Annotated in this window: 12 protein-coding genes; 1 reads left to right on the plus strand and 11 read right to left on the minus strand. The window is 72.4% G+C overall.

The features are described from left to right. Positions 1–71: 71 nt before the first annotated feature. Both ACIP4X_RS25155 and ACIP4X_RS25160 read right to left on the minus strand, forming a co-directional pair. On the minus strand, positions 72–1,439 hold the full coding sequence (locus tag ACIP4X_RS25155) for an aminotransferase class III-fold pyridoxal phosphate-dependent enzyme (protein ID WP_391458584.1): 1,368 nt from the start codon (positions 1,437–1,439) through the stop codon (positions 72–74). 65 nt (positions 1,440–1,504) lie between these two features. Further along, positions 1,505–2,977: an aldehyde dehydrogenase family protein gene (locus ACIP4X_RS25160; protein ID WP_391458586.1), complete on the minus strand. Its 1,473-nt coding sequence runs from the start codon at positions 2,975–2,977 to the stop codon at positions 1,505–1,507. 255 nt (positions 2,978–3,232) lie between these two features. On the opposite strand from ACIP4X_RS25160, the gene ACIP4X_RS25165 reads away from it, so the two are divergent. Beyond that, positions 3,233–3,850 (plus strand): TetR family transcriptional regulator, encoded by a 618-nt coding sequence (locus ACIP4X_RS25165; protein WP_391458588.1) that lies wholly within the window; start codon positions 3,233–3,235, stop codon positions 3,848–3,850. 29 nt (positions 3,851–3,879) lie between these two features. On the opposite strand, the gene ACIP4X_RS25170 is transcribed toward ACIP4X_RS25165, so the two are convergent. The 9 genes from ACIP4X_RS25170 to ACIP4X_RS25210 all read right to left on the minus strand — a co-directional run bounded on the left by ACIP4X_RS25170 (position 3,880) and on the right by ACIP4X_RS25210 (position 13,361). Continuing rightward, on the minus strand, positions 3,880–4,803 hold the full coding sequence (locus ACIP4X_RS25170; protein WP_391458590.1) for a LysR substrate-binding domain-containing protein: 924 nt from the start codon (positions 4,801–4,803) through the stop codon (positions 3,880–3,882). A 61-nt stretch (positions 4,804–4,864) separates the two neighbouring features. Then, positions 4,865–6,001 (minus strand): amidohydrolase, encoded by a 1,137-nt coding sequence (locus ACIP4X_RS25175; RefSeq protein WP_391458592.1) that lies wholly within the window; start codon positions 5,999–6,001, stop codon positions 4,865–4,867. Further along, positions 5,998–6,672 (minus strand): DUF1028 domain-containing protein, encoded by a 675-nt coding sequence (locus tag ACIP4X_RS25180; protein WP_358736703.1) that lies wholly within the window; start codon positions 6,670–6,672, stop codon positions 5,998–6,000. Before ACIP4X_RS25180 ends, ACIP4X_RS25175 begins: the two co-directional genes overlap by 4 nt. Then, complete coding sequence (locus ACIP4X_RS25185; protein WP_391458594.1) at positions 6,669–7,139, minus strand: Rid family hydrolase; 471 nt, start codon at positions 7,137–7,139, stop codon at positions 6,669–6,671. The genes ACIP4X_RS25180 and ACIP4X_RS25185 overlap by 4 nt, the downstream gene beginning before the upstream one ends. 15 nt (positions 7,140–7,154) lie before the next feature. Then, the gene (locus ACIP4X_RS25190; RefSeq protein ID WP_391458596.1) at positions 7,155–8,438 is read right to left on the minus strand and encodes an NAD(P)-binding domain-containing protein; all 1,284 of its coding nucleotides are present in this window, start codon (positions 8,436–8,438) and stop codon (positions 7,155–7,157) included. A 162-nt stretch (positions 8,439–8,600) separates the two neighbouring features. Beyond that, positions 8,601–9,539: an urease accessory protein UreD gene (locus tag ACIP4X_RS25195; protein ID WP_391458598.1), complete on the minus strand. Its 939-nt coding sequence runs from the start codon at positions 9,537–9,539 to the stop codon at positions 8,601–8,603. After that, positions 9,536–10,228, minus strand: coding sequence for an urease accessory protein UreG (gene ureG, locus ACIP4X_RS25200; protein ID WP_391458600.1), 693 nt, complete (start codon positions 10,226–10,228; stop codon positions 9,536–9,538). Before ureG ends, ACIP4X_RS25195 begins: the two co-directional genes overlap by 4 nt. 17 nt (positions 10,229–10,245) lie before the next feature. After that, a complete protein-coding gene (locus tag ACIP4X_RS25205) occupies positions 10,246–10,920 on the minus strand; it encodes an urease accessory UreF family protein (RefSeq protein ID WP_391458625.1) in 675 nt (224 codons plus the stop codon). Then, positions 10,899–13,361: a beta-L-arabinofuranosidase domain-containing protein gene (locus tag ACIP4X_RS25210; RefSeq protein WP_358736711.1), complete on the minus strand. Its 2,463-nt coding sequence runs from the start codon at positions 13,359–13,361 to the stop codon at positions 10,899–10,901. The genes ACIP4X_RS25205 and ACIP4X_RS25210 overlap by 22 nt, the downstream gene beginning before the upstream one ends. Positions 13,362–13,745 lie beyond the last annotated feature (384 nt).

The raw sequence follows: 13,745 nt of genomic DNA on the forward strand, positions 1-13,745 counted from the left end.
GCATGGGGTCCGTGTCGGATGGTGCTTGTGCGGGGGACGCCCGGTCGGGGGCCGGGCCTCCCCCGCGGGCGTCAGGCGGCGCGGATCTCGCCGTTGGGCTCGGTGCGCTCCAGAACCCCGCGCAGCGCGGAGGCCGCTTCCTCGGCCTCGGCCTCGGTCATGACGAGCGGCGGCGACAGCACCAGGCTGTGTGCGGAGTCGCGCACGATCACACCGGTCTCGCGGCGGATGACGTCGTGGGGCATCCGGTCGGGGTTCAGGGGCAGGGGTGTGCGGGTGGCGCGGTCCTGGACGAGTTCGACGGCGAGCATCATGCCGACGGAGCGGATCTCTCCGACGATCGGCAACTCCCCCAGTTGGGACTGGAGTTCACCGTGGAGGAAGGCGCCCAGGCTGGTCGCGCGGGCGAGGAGGCCCTCCTTCTCGATGATGTCGAGGTTGGCGGTGGCGACCGCCGTCGCGACGGGGTGCCCGTTGTAGGTGTAACCCATCGGGAAGCCGTGGTCGCGCAGCAGGACCTCGGCGACGTGGTCGCCGACCAGGAGGGCACCGAGCGGGACGTAGCCGGAGGTGATGCCCTTGGCGGTGACGATGATGTCCGGGGTGACGCCGAAGTACTGGGCGGCGAACCACTCGCCGACGCGGCCGTAGGCGGTGACCACCTCGTCGAAGATCAGCAGGATTCCGTGCCGGTCGAGGACCTCGCGCACCCGGGGCCAGTAGTCGGCCGGCGGGACGAGCATGCCGCCGACGCCCATGATGGGCTCGCCGATCATCGCGGCGATGTTCCGCGGACCGATCTCCGCGATGCGCTCCTCCAGTTCGCGGACGAGGAAGTCGCTGACCTGCTCGGGGCTCAGCGGCTGGTCGCCGTAGAGCTCGGAGCGATACGGCCACGGGGGCGTGAGGTGGGAGACGTGCGGCATCATCGGGGCGAAGCCCTCGTGGTAGACGGGGAAGCCGGTGGCCGAGCCGCCGCCGTAGCCGATGCCGTGGTAGGCCTTGCTGCGCGCCAGGATCCAGGTCCGGCTGCTCTCCCCTCGCCGGTGGTGGTAGTAGCGGGCCATCTTGATGGCCGCCTCGTTGCCCTCGGAGCCGCCCGAGGTGAAGTAGACGTGGTTCAGGGGGTCGGGGGCGAGGGAGGCCAGGCGTGCGGCGAGTTCGATGGCGCGCTCGTTGGAGAACTCCCAGAAGCTGGTGAAGTACTCCAGCTTCTTCATCTGCTCGTGGGCGACGTCGGCCAGTTCCGTGCGGCCGTGCCCTACCTGGGCGAGCCAGAGGCCGCCGGTGGCGTCGAGGTAGCCGCGGCCCTCGGAGTCGGTGAGGCGGCAGCCCGAGCCGGAGGTCATGACGACGCGTTCCGTAGCGCTGCCCGGCAGGTAGGGGTGGATGATGTGGGCGCGGTCCAGCTGGATGAGGTCCGCGGTGCTGCGGGTCATGAGGGTACGTCCTTTGCTCGGTACCGGTGGTGGGTGGAGTGGCCGGAGGTACGTCGCCGGGCCGGTCAGCCGTGGGTGATCCAGGTCGTCTTCAGGCCGGTGTACTTGTCGAAGGAGTGCAGGGAGAGGTCACGGCCGTGGCCGGACTGCTTGAACCCGCCGAAGGGGGTGAACGGGCTGAGCGCGTCGACGGTGTTGACGGAGACGGTGCCCGCCCGCAGGGCGTCGGCGACGCGGTGGGCCCGGCCGAGGTCCCGGGTCCACACGGACGCGGCGAGTCCGTAGGCGGAGTCGTTGGCGAGGCGGACGGCCTCGTCCTCGTCGTGGAAGGGCAGCACGCTCAGCACGGGGCCGAACAGCTCCTCGCGGACGAGCGGGGCGTCGGGTCCGAGGCCGGTGACGACGGTGGGGTCGAGGTAGGCGCCGTCGCGGTCGGGTCGCGTGCCGCCGCACACGAGCGTGCCGCCCGATGACTCCAGGGCCCGGAGGATGCGTTCCACCTGGGCGTCGTCGACGAGCGGTCCGAGCCGGGTCGCGGGGTCGAGCGGGTCGCCCGGCAGCCAGGCGCGGGCATGTCCGGCGACCGCGGCCGTGAACTCCTCGGCGATGGAGGCCTCGACCAGCAGCCGGGTGTTGGCGGAGCACACCTGCCCGGAGTTGTAGACGAAGCCCCAGGCGGACCGTTCCGCGGCGGCCTCCAGGTCGGCGTCGGCGAACACCACGTTGGGGCTCTTGCCGCCGGCCTCTGGCCACACCTGCTTCATGTTCGACTCGGCGGAGTAGGCGAGGAACCGGCGGGCCACCGCGGTGGAGCCGGTGAACACCATGGTGTCCACGTCCGGGTGGAGGCCGAGGGCGCGCCCGGTCGTCTCCCCGGGTCCGGGAACGACGTTCAGCACGCCGTCGGGAAGGCCCGCCCGCGAGGCGAGTTCGGCCAGCAGCAGCGCCGACAGCGGGGACTGCTCGGCCGGCTTGAGCACGACGCTGTTGCCCGCGGCCAGGGCGGGTGCCAGCTTCCAACTGGCCAGGTCCAGGGGGAAGTTCCAGGGCACCACCGCGCCCACGACGCCCAGCGGGACGCGCCGCACAAGGGCGAGGCTGCCGGGCGGGGCCGGGGCGACCTCGTCGTAGAGCTTGTCGACGGCCTCGGCGTACCAGGCGAAGACGCCGGCCGCGCCGGGCACGTCGGTGCCGTGGGACTCCGCGATGGGCTTGCCCATGTCGAGGGTGTCGCAGAGGGCGAGCTCCTCGCTGTTCTCCTCGATCAGGCGGGCCAGCGCGAGCAGGACCCGCTTGCGCCGAGCGGGTGCGGTGCGCGACCAGCGGCCGTCCTCGAAGGAGGCGCGGGCCGCGGTCACGGCCCGGTCGACGTCGGCCGCGGAGCCGGCCGCGACGTGGGCGGTGGTCTTGCCGGTCGCGGGGTTCACGGTCGGGATCCACTGGTCGTCGGCGGGGTCGGTCCACGCTCCGTCGATGAACAGGCGCGTGCGTGGCGTGAGGTCGGCGGCGCGCTGCCGCCAGTGGGCGTACGTCTGCATGCTGTGGCCTTCGATTGCGTCGTGGGACGTGGGCGAACCGGTGCCCGTGCGGATCCGGTGCGGCCCGGGCGGTCCCCGGGTGCTGTCGGGAGACGGCGGGCGCGGGACGGCGTGCGCGAGAGAGGGGCGGCCCGGCCGCGTAGGCCCGCGCCGATTTCTTTGAGTCGAGATTCAAACAATAGGTGAACCGGCCGTCAATGCTTCGGACTGAAACTTCTTGCGGAATCTGAGACGGGTGTCAGAGAATTGACCACCATGGGGAAAGCGGGCAGACCACGCAACCAGACGGCACGCCGACAGGCCCTCGTCACCGCCGCCGGACGGGCCATCGCCGAGCGCGGCCTCGAAGGGCTGCGCATCAAGGACATCGCGGACGCCGCGGGCGTCTCGCAGGGCTCGGTCCTGTACTACTACCCCGAGCTCGACGACCTCGTCCTGGAGGTGCACCGCGGCGCGGTCGAGGGATATCTGGCCTCTCGGCAGCGGGCGTACGAGGAGGCACCCGCGGAGGATCCCGCGGCACGACTGCGGGCCCTGCTGCACAGCGGTCTGCCGGGCATGACGGACGACCCGGTCCACGGGCTGCTGTACGAACTGCACCGGCGCGCCGGCCGCAGCCCGGGCCACGCCGAGCTGATGACCTCCCTGTTCGCCCGGGAGGTCGCCCTCTACACGACCGCCCTCGAAGTCGGCGCCGCCACGGGCGCGTTCTCCCTGGCCGCGTCCGCGCAGGACCTGGCGCACGGCCTGGTGGCCCTGGAGGACGGCTACGGCCTGCACATCATCAGCCGCAACGCGGCCCTGCGGCTCGACCGGGCCCAGGAGCTGATCGTGGCCCACGCGCGGGCGGTGACGGGCTGCGCCGACCTGTAGCGGACCTTCCGCGGGGGAAGGCCGCCGGCTCAGGCGCCTTCGGGCCGGGCGGCGATCTCCCGCAGCAGGTCCATCACCGCCCGGGCTCGGGCGGACTGGGTCACACCGTCAAGCGAGGCGATCCTGACCTCCAGCGGAGAGGCGTCCCGGAGCTGGAGTTCCGCGATCTCGCCGCCGCCGTAGGTCTGGCTGGTCGCCGGGCGCTGGTTGAGCACGGAGTAGCCGAGTCCCCTGGCCACCAGGGAGCGCACGGTCTCGTAGCTCCGGGTGCGGTAGCGGACGTCGGGCGCGGTGCCGGTGGCGGCCACCAGCGAGCGGAAGTAGTCGCGGCTGTGCGGAAGGTCCAGCAGGACCAGCGGTTCCGCGGACAGTTCGGCCAGCTCCACACTGCCCCGGCCGGCCAGCGGGTGACCGGCCGCGACGATGACGTAGGCGGGGGCGTGGGCGATCGTCTCGCTGCGCAGGTCCGGCTCCGCCGACAGGCCGAGGTGGTAGGTGAGGGCGAAGTCGACGCGTCCCGCCGCCAGGGCTTCGACGAGCTGGTCGGTCTCCCCCTCCACCACGTCGATCTCGATGCCGGGGTGGCGGACGGTGCACTCGCTGAACAGGCGCGGCAGGTAGTACGGCGCCAGGGTCACGAAGCAGCCGACGGCGACCGGCCCGGACAGGGCCCCGCCCTCTCCCCTGGCCTCCCGTTCGACCTCGCGGGCGCGGGCCAGCAGATCCCGTGCCTGCTGCTGGAGCCTCTCCCCGGCGGGAGTGAGCGTCAGCCCCCGGCCCCGCCTGCGGATGAAGAGCTGCACCCGCAGGTCCCGTTCCAGGTTGTGGATGGCCGCGGACACGGCGGACTGCGCGATGTGCAGCTCCGCCGACGCCTCCGTCATCGAACCGCGTTCGGCGGCGACGAGGAAGTAGCGGAGCTGTACGAGCGTGAAACCCACCGGTGTCGTCATACCTGTCCCTCGCGCCCGCTGATCCGTTGGCCGTGGCCGTTGTCCGTGGTCGTTGCCGACCTTATGCCGCGCCTCGGTCCACACCGGTCCAGGCCAGCGCGACCGCCCCGTCGAGCAGGGCCCGCCGGGCCGTGGCTCCCACGCAGTACGCGGCGAACTCGTGCTGGTGGTTGGTGGCGGGCAGGGAGCCGATGCCGATGTAGGGGTGGATGGCCGGCACCACCTGCGAGACGTTGCCCATGTCGGTGGAGGCGCGGTTCATCCGCGCGGCCTGGCCGGGCGGCGCGAACTCCCGCCCCAGGGCGATGGCGTTCGCACGGTAGTGCGCGAGGGCGGTCTCGTCGGTGCGGAACTCCGCGTACGGCTTGCTCTCCGGCTCGATCTCCATTTCGCAGCCGGTCGCGAGGGCACCGGCCTCGAAGGCCCGCATCACCCGCGGCTCAAGACCGGCCAGCTCGGCGAGCGTCTCCGCGCGCACGTACCAACGTCCGCTCGCCCGCTCCGGGACGGCGTTCGGCGCGTCCCCGGCGTGGGTCACCACACCGTGCACCCGGGCCGAGGCAGGCAGGTGCTGGCGCAGCAGGCCGATCGCGACCTGGGCGACGGTGAAGGCGTCGGCCGCGTTGACGCCGGCCTCCGGATAGGCGGCGGCGTGCGCGGACCTGCCGGTGTAGGAGATCCGGGAGTGGCTGACCGCGAACGGGCGGGCCTCGGCAACGTCGACCGGCGCCGGGTGCACCATCATGGCCAGGTCCGCTCCGGCGAAGGCGCCCCGGTCGAGCATCTCGATCTTGCCGCCGCCGCCCTCCTCGGCCGGGGTGCCGTAGACCTCGACGGTGAGGCCGGCGTCGTCGGCGACTGCGGCCAGACCGAGCGCCGCCCCCACCGAACTCGCCGCGACGAGGTTGTGCCCGCACGCGTGGCCGAGGCCCGGCAGCGCGTCGTACTCGGCGCACAGCGCGATCCGGACGGGCCCGCTCCCGAACCGGGCGAGGAACGCCGTCTCCAGGCCCAGGTAGGACGAGGTGACGTCGAACCCGGCGCGGTCCAGCAGTTCCGGTACGGCGGCGGCGGCCCGGTGTTCCTCCCAGGCGGTCTCCGGGTCGGCGTGCAGCCGCTCGGAGAGGACGGTCAGCTCCTCGGCGTGGCGGTCGACCGCCTGCCGGGCCGCCGCTTTCAGCCTCGGCGCGCCCGTCACCGGTCCCCCGGAACGCCGTACGAAGGCGCGGAGGCGGGATCGAGTCCGCGCCGCACGTAGTCGTCCCGCTGCGGCAGCCAGACGTCGAGGAGCTCGCCGAGCCGGTCCACGGGCTCGTCGGCCCAGTCCACCCGCAGGTCGGTGACCCGCCATTCCACGTCCGCGACGACCGCCAGGCCCGCGGAGTGCACCGGACCCTCCTCGCCGCCGGCCGCGACGGCGGCCTTCAGGGCGGTGAGCAGACGCTCCTCCAGTTCCCCGGTGGCCGCGGCGTAGGCGTCGAGGAGAACGCCGGGGATGTGCTCGCCGGACAGCAGGTTCCCGGCCGCCGCCGCGCCGTCCGCGGTGGCCGTGGCGTGCCTGCCGAGCGTTCGCGCCCCGCTGTGGGCGAAGCCGGCACCGAGGCGGCCCAGCACCGTCAACTGCCGGTACTCGATGGACTTCGCGTTCCGCGCCGCGCCGGTGACGTCGGCCAGGGCGCGCTCGGCGTCGCCGTGGTCCGCCAGCCCGTCCAGCAGGCGCGTGCCGAGTGCGGGGTCGGTGACGTTCTGCGAGGCCGCCGCGCCGACCCCGGGCCGCAGATGGACGACGCGGGCGGCGACCGCCGGACTCGACGAGACGGCCGCCATGCCGAACCGCTCACCGTCGCGTACCACCAGGGAGAAGGTCATGCCCGTGCCTCCCCGGGGATCACGGCGATCGCGTCGATCTCGCACAGCCACTCCGGGCGCGCCAGCGCGGAGACCACCAGGCCGGTGGAGATGGGGTGCACGCCCTTGGTCCAGCGACCCACGGTGCGGTACACCGCCTCGCGGTAGCGCGGGTCGGTCAGGTAGATGGTCAGCTTGACCAGGTGCTCCATCCGGCTGCCCGCCTCTTCGAGCAGCATCCTGATGTTGGCCATGGCCTGCTCGGCCTGCGCCTCTGCGTCACCGATACCGACGGACTCGCTGGTGTCGAGGTCCTGGCCGATCTGGCCGCGGACGTAGACAGTGTCGCCTGCGACGACGGCCTGGCAGAGGTCGTTGTCGAGGTTCTGCTCGGGGTAGGTGTCACGGGTGTTGAACGGGCGGATCCTGGTGTGTCCGCCGGCGACGATCGGGGGCCGCGCCTGGCGGCCCTCACTCGTGGAGGTCATCGTCTGCTCCTCGGTTCAGTTCTGCGCGGCCGCCGGTGCGGCGCCGGTCCGGTCGGTGGTGCCGTACGCGAGGTAGCCCCGCTGGATCGCGATGTGGTCGGCGACGTACCTGGCGTCGTGCCACACGCCCCAGATGAAGCTCGATCCGCGCCGGGAGAGCCAGGGCAGGCCCAGGAAGTAGACGCCGGGCTCGCGGGACACCCCGCGCCGCTGGTCCGGCCGGCCGTTCTCGTCGAACGCGTCGACCTCGAGCCAGCCGTAGTCGGTGGCATAGCCCGTCGCCCAGACGATCGAGGCGACACCGGCGTCGGCCAGGTCGAGTTCCAGGAGGGGGCTGCTCACGCGGTCCGGGACCGGTCCGAGCACGTGGGCCGCCGGCTCCTCGGGGAGGCCGAGCCCGTTGCGCTCGACGTAGGCGTCGGCCGCCCGGAGGAACGCGAGGTACTTGGCGTCGCCGCGTTCGATGTTCGTCGCGAGATCGGGTGCGAAGCGCAGGACGCCCTCGTCGTACGACGCGGTCATGCCGACGAGCTCGATGCCGGCGCCGGCCAGGGCGCGGAAGTCGACGGTGTGGCCGCCGCGGGCGCCGCTGACCGCGATGGTGACGTGTTCGGCGCCTCGCGGAGGCGTCTCGGTGTCCCAGATCCCGAGCACACCGAGCCACCAGCAGAAGTCACGTCCGCGGTACCGGCGCGGAGGACGGTCGTGCGGGCCGACGGAGAGGAACACCCGGCGGCCGGAGCGGCGCAGCTCGTCGGCGATCTGGACCCCGGAGGACCCGGCCCCGACCACGAGGACCGCGCCCTCGGGCAGTTGCTCCGGATTGCGGTATCCGCTGGAGTGGATCTGCACCGGGACGGCGCCGTCCGGGACGACGGGCGGGATCACGGGCCGCTGGAACGGTCCGGTCGCGGCCACGACGAAACGCGCGTCGACGGAGCCCTCCGACGTCTCGACCCGGAAGCCGGGCCGGCCGGTGTGCCTGCGCACCGAGGTCACCTCGACACCGCATCTCACCGGGGCGCCGATCTTCTCGGCGTACGCGGCGAAGTAGTCCGCGACCTGCTCCTTCGAGGCGAAGGAGTCGGGGGCGACGTCGAACTCCAGCCCCGGGAACCGGTCGTGCCACGCGGGCCCGTTCGCGACCAGGGAGTCCCATCGCTCCGCGCGCCATCGCTCCGCGATCCGGTGCCGCTCCAGGACGAGGTGCGGTACCCCATGGGCTCCCAGGTGCTCGCTCATCGCCACGCCGGCCTGGCCCGCCCCGACGACGACCACTTCGGTCTCTTCACTCGGCATGTCAGCCTCCCCTCAGGCGGTAGGCGGTAGTCCGTCCCGGTGTCGCGTCGACGGTGCTACCGCACGAGACATCCTGGGGCGGGCCGGGGAACCTGTCGAACAGATGTTTTCGGCCTGGGGGAACTGATTTTTAGATTTAAGAGGGGCGCCCGGGGGTGGGCGTCAGGTCTTGCGGAGGTCCGGTGCCGGAACCTGGATGAGCAGGCGGCGCACGGCGTCCCAGGCCGCGCGCAGGGCGCGGGCGACCGCGGGCGGGTCGCTGCCCAGGATCCGTGCCCATGCTCCGCAGTCGTCGGGCAGCATGCTCACGCCGAAGGCCGGGCCCGTGCTCAGCAGCGCCTCGTGCGGGGTGTCGGCGATCTGCGCCGCGGGGGCGAGCGGGGAGATCACGCAGAGCGTGGCCATCAGGTCGTGGGCGGCGAACACCGCCGGTCCGGTCACCGAGCCGGGCTCGCGGGGATCCAGGCGTACGGTGTCCACGGCCACCAGTTCGTCCACGCGCGTGACTTCCAGGTCGCTGAAGAGCAGACGGCAGGCGTGCCGCTCGCCCCGGGCCAGCCGGCCGGCGGCGATCGTCTCGCCCAGCAGCACCGTGGCGGTGGGGTCGGCGGTCACGCGGGTGTGCTGGTAGAAGCGCGCGTCCCGGTACGGGATCAGCGGGTCGGGCAGGTACTCGACGTAACTCCACTCTCCGGCGGTGCGGTTGACGACCTGGGTGGCGTGGTCGAACTCCATCCGGTGCAGTTTGGTGGCCGCCTGCGTCGTCAGGTGCACCGCGGTGCCGGGGCCGCAGTCGATGTCGACGCGGTTGCGGTCGGCCTGGACGATGCCGCCGCCGGTGGACATCAGATACGTGACCGGCATGTCGGGCCGCAGCGGGTCGATGTACAGCGGACGCATGATCTGCAGGGGTGACTTCTGGCAGCGGTCAACGAGTTCGGTGCGGTCGCCGATCCGCGCGTAGCGCAGTTCGAGCAGGCCGACCTTGCCGGGGCGCCCGGCGGCCAGAGTGTCCGGGGTGCCGGTGAGGTCGAGCATCCGGGCCGGGGTCCGCCGGGGTTCGTAGTGTGCGGGGTCCAGCCGCGCGGGCGCCTCGGTCATGCGGAAGCCGTCTCCTGTTCGCTGGGCCGGGCCGCTTCGTGGGAGAGAAGGAAGTCGGCGATGGTGTTCAGGCCCTCTCCGGTCAGGGAGTTGGTGAGTACCACCGGCCGCCCCTGCCGCACGTGGTGGGCGTCCGACTCCATCACGGCCAGGTCGCACCGTACGTACTGGGCGATGTCGATCTTGTTGATGACGAGCAGCTCGCACTCGGTGATGCCCGGGCCCCGCTTGCGCGGCATCTTGTCGCCCTCGGCGGTGTCCAGCGCGAACAGGAAGAGGTTGACGAGTGCCGGGCTGAAGGTGAGAGTCAGGTTGTCGCCGCCGCTTTCGAAGATCAGCGTGTCCACCTCGGGGAAGCGCTCCAGGATCTCGTCGGCCGCGGCCTGGTTCATCGTCGGGTCGTCCCGGACCGCCGTGTGCGGGCAGGCTCCGGTCTCGACGCCGACGATACGGTCCGCGTCGAGGATTCCGTCCAGGGTGCGCCGTACGTGGGCGGCGTCCTCGGAGGTGTAGATGTCGTTGGTGATCACCGCGGGGGTCCGACCGCGCCCGATGAGCACCGGCACGAGCGCCTCGATCAGCGCGGTCTTGCCGGAGCCGACCGGACCGGCGATGCCGACGCGCAGCACGCCGTCCTCGGGGCGCCGTACGAACTCGTCGTGGCCGTGGTGATGGTGGGAGCCTCGCACCTGTGTGGGGTCGTGCACTAGCTGGCGAACAGCCGTGCCTCGGCGCGCTCGTGCCGGCCCGCCATGACGTCGGCGACGGGCACGCATCCGCCCAGGTCGGCCAACTCCCGTTCCAGGGCGGCCTCGACGGCCTCCTCGATCACCGGGGCGGCGCCGTGCAGGACGACCTGGGCCCGTCGGTGGTCGGTGAGCCGCAGTCGCGGCGCGGCCCCCACGAAGCTGGCCGCGAAGGCGAACAGCTCGCAGGTGACCGCCTGCCGTGCGGTGAGCCCGCCCGCCGCGTGGACGACGCCGGCGACGACCGGCTGGCAGCCGCGCACCGTGCCCTCGCGGTACAGGGTCCGGTACCGCTCGATCGGCGGTGTGCCGTAGACCTCGCCCGCCAGGTCGAGCAGTTGCCGTCCGGTGCGGACGGCGGCCTGCCGTGCCTCACGGCCCAGCTTGGTGGCGTAGAGCCGCCGTTCCACGGCCACCACCCGCGCCCAGTCGTCCGCGCCGACGGCGCGGTGGGTGAGAGCGAGGGCGGTCGCGTCGGCCGGCCCCGCGCTGTGGCGGAGCAGGTCGTGCAGGAGGGCGGGCAGGCCGCGCGGGGTGACCTCTCGGGCCTGCTGGAAACCCTCGAGACCGTGGGAGAGGGTGTAGTAGCCGCTGGGGAAGGCGACCGACGGTTTTACAACAGCCTTACCCGCCAGGCCAGTACGCCGCCGGAGACGCCGGGCCGCAGTTGCACGCGCACGCGCAGCGCGGTGGCGGTCACCGGGTCGAAGGAGACGTCGTTGAACGTGTCGGTGGCCGTGCCGTACGCCGAAGCGCCGCTCACCGGTAGCCAGGCACCCGCGGGGGTCCGGTACTCAAGCCGCCAGGACTGCGGTACCCGGCAGGCGCCGTGGCCGGTGTCGTCGTACCAGTACACCGACACCCCGCTCGCGCGGACCGGCTCGGCGTACTCGTACCGCACCCACTCCTCCGTGCCGGTCCGGTCCCACCAGGTGAAGCGGGGAACGGACTGCTCGTACGAGTCCCGGGGCTCGGCCGTGGCGTTGATGATCAGGGCCTGGGGGCTGTCAACGCCGCTGAAGGACGCGGTGCACGCGGCCCACTCATGCGCGCGCCGGCCCGATCCCGCCGTGGGGAAGGCGGTGACGCGCAGTCGCGCGGCGGCGGACGGGATCAGCGTGATCTGCTCGACCGGCTCGGTGGTGCGCGCCGGGCTCTGCTGGAGCGGCGCCGCCACGTTCTCGTCGTCGGCCTGCCAGGTGGGGACGCGGCGTGCCCTGGCCTTCATGCGCACGGGGGTGCCGGTGTGGGTGAACGGGTTGGCGGCGCGGGCGCGGGTGCGCTCCAGGGTGAGGGAGCGGGCGGGGTCCTTCTCGTCCAGTACCAGGGCATAGTTCCACGGCGAGGCAGGGCGCACCTCGTACTCGGGCCAGTCCTCGGTACCGGCGAACCGCGACCACGCCTCCTCGATCCGCAGGGAGTAGGTCAGCGGGCCGTGGTCGACGGAGACCGAGTCGCGGTTCGCGCCCCAGGTGCGCACGGTGGTACGCATGGGCAGGTACAGCTCGACGGTGTCGCGATGCTGCCAGGAGCGGTCGAGCACCAGGTAGCCGCCGCTGCCGCGGGCCTGCGCGGGACGGCCGTTCACCCGTACCGAGGGGGCCCGGCACCAGCCCGGTACGCGCAGGTACAGCGGGAAGCGCACCGTCCGGGGGGTGGACAGGGTGAAGGTGACGGTCTCGTCGAACGGGTAGTCGGTGCGCTCGTCGATGGTGACCGTGGTGCCGTCGGCGACGTCGGCGCGCACCGAGGACTCCGCGTACAGCGAGGCGCACAGTCCGCCGTCGGCGGCGGCCAGCCAGAGTTCCTCGGCGTAGTAGGGCCAGCCCATGCCGTAGTTGTGCGGGCAGCAGCGGTACTGGTGGATGCCCGGCATGTACGCCTGCATGGCGAAGCGGTTGTCGAACTGTCCGTGCGACTTCGGGACGTTGTCGAGCTGGACGCCGTTGGCGGAGGTCGCGTAGTGGATGGCCTTCTGCGACGGGTCGAGGGCGGCCGGCAGCATGTTCAGCGCCAGTTCCTCGCAGCGGTCGGCCCACACCGCGTCGCCGGTGATGCGGGTGAGCATCTGGTGGCTGTGCATGAACTCGACGATGCCGCAGGTCTCGAAGCCCTGGCGGGGGTCGTGGTAGCCGTCGCGGGCGTTCTCGTCCCCGGCGAAGCCGCCGCCGGGGAACTGCCCGTACCTGCGCATCACGGTGTCGTAGACGCGGTAGGTGGCGTCGCGGAAGGCCGAGCCGCCCGCCAGGACGCCGTACTGGGCCGGTTCGCGGAAGCCCTGGGCCAGGTTGACGTTGTGCCAGGTCGGTATCGAGGTGGTGTAGTCGGCGCTGTGGGCGTGCAGGGTGTGCACCAGGTCGAGCAGCCAGGAGTCGCCGGTGCGGTTGTACAGCCAGTAGGCCGTGTCGATGGTGTCGCCGCAGCGTGCGGAGCCCCAGCCCTGTCCGAACAGGGTGCCCGGCTGGGCGTGGAGGTACTTCAGCCAGCCCTGCAGGGCGGGGACGACCCGGTCGTCGCCGCTGTACTCGTGCCAGGTGCGCAGCGCGTCGAGTACCGGCATGTACGGCCAGAAGTCCGGGCCGCCGTTGAGCGCCGTGCGCAGGGCGGAGGGGCCGAAGAAGCCGTCCGGCTGCCGGGTGGCGAGGATGCGGTCCATCCAGGCGCGGGTCAGCTCCAGGGTCCTGGCGTCGCCGGTGACATAGCCGAGGTCGCCGAATCCGCGCAGCCAGTACGGCAGTTCCTCCCAGCCGTCCCGCTCGGGCACGGCCCAGCCGCTGGTGGCCGGGGACAGGTACTCGGAGACCTCCGGCATACGTCCGTTGAGGCCCTTGAGCTGGAGGTCGAGCTGTTCGCGCAGCCAGCCCCCGGGGCTGATGCTGCCCGGGGGCAGACGCAGGAAGGGCTCCTGGCGCAACGGGGCCCGGTTGGCCGGGTACCGGCCGAGGGCGCGGGCGGGGCCGACGAGGTGCACGGGCGGCCGGGGCGCGGCGGCCTGGGCGGGCAGAGCCGCGGCTCCCGCCAGCGTGGCGCCACCGACGACGGCCAGTGAGCGGTTGAGGAACGTACGACGTTCCATGCGGACGTCCTTCCTGAACTGTCGAAGGTGGGACAGGGCGGTGGGACGACGTCGGAGAGCGCCGGTCGGCGGCGGTGGGGGCGGGGCGGGGACGACCGGCGCGCGCGGAACGGCCAAGGCGCCGCACGGACACGACGTCAGCGCGCCTTATAACGTTGCAGAGATGTCCGCCGACAGGAATGACAGCACGCGCGTGCAGTCGTGTCCAGACCTTGAACGACCCGCGATCGCCGCTGACTTGGCGGTCTTCCCGGTCGCGCGGGGTCGGTCCGCATCCGTTGGGCCCGAGGTCTGGACAGCGTTGTGAGGGCCCTGCTTTCATGCTCCCGCGCCGACTTTTCCAACGTTATACAAGAACGCCTCCGACGCGCTCACCCCTGTGCC

Source organism: Streptomyces sp. NPDC088817 (assembly GCF_044750345.1).
Lineage (GTDB): Bacteria > Actinomycetota > Actinomycetes > Streptomycetales > Streptomycetaceae > Streptomyces.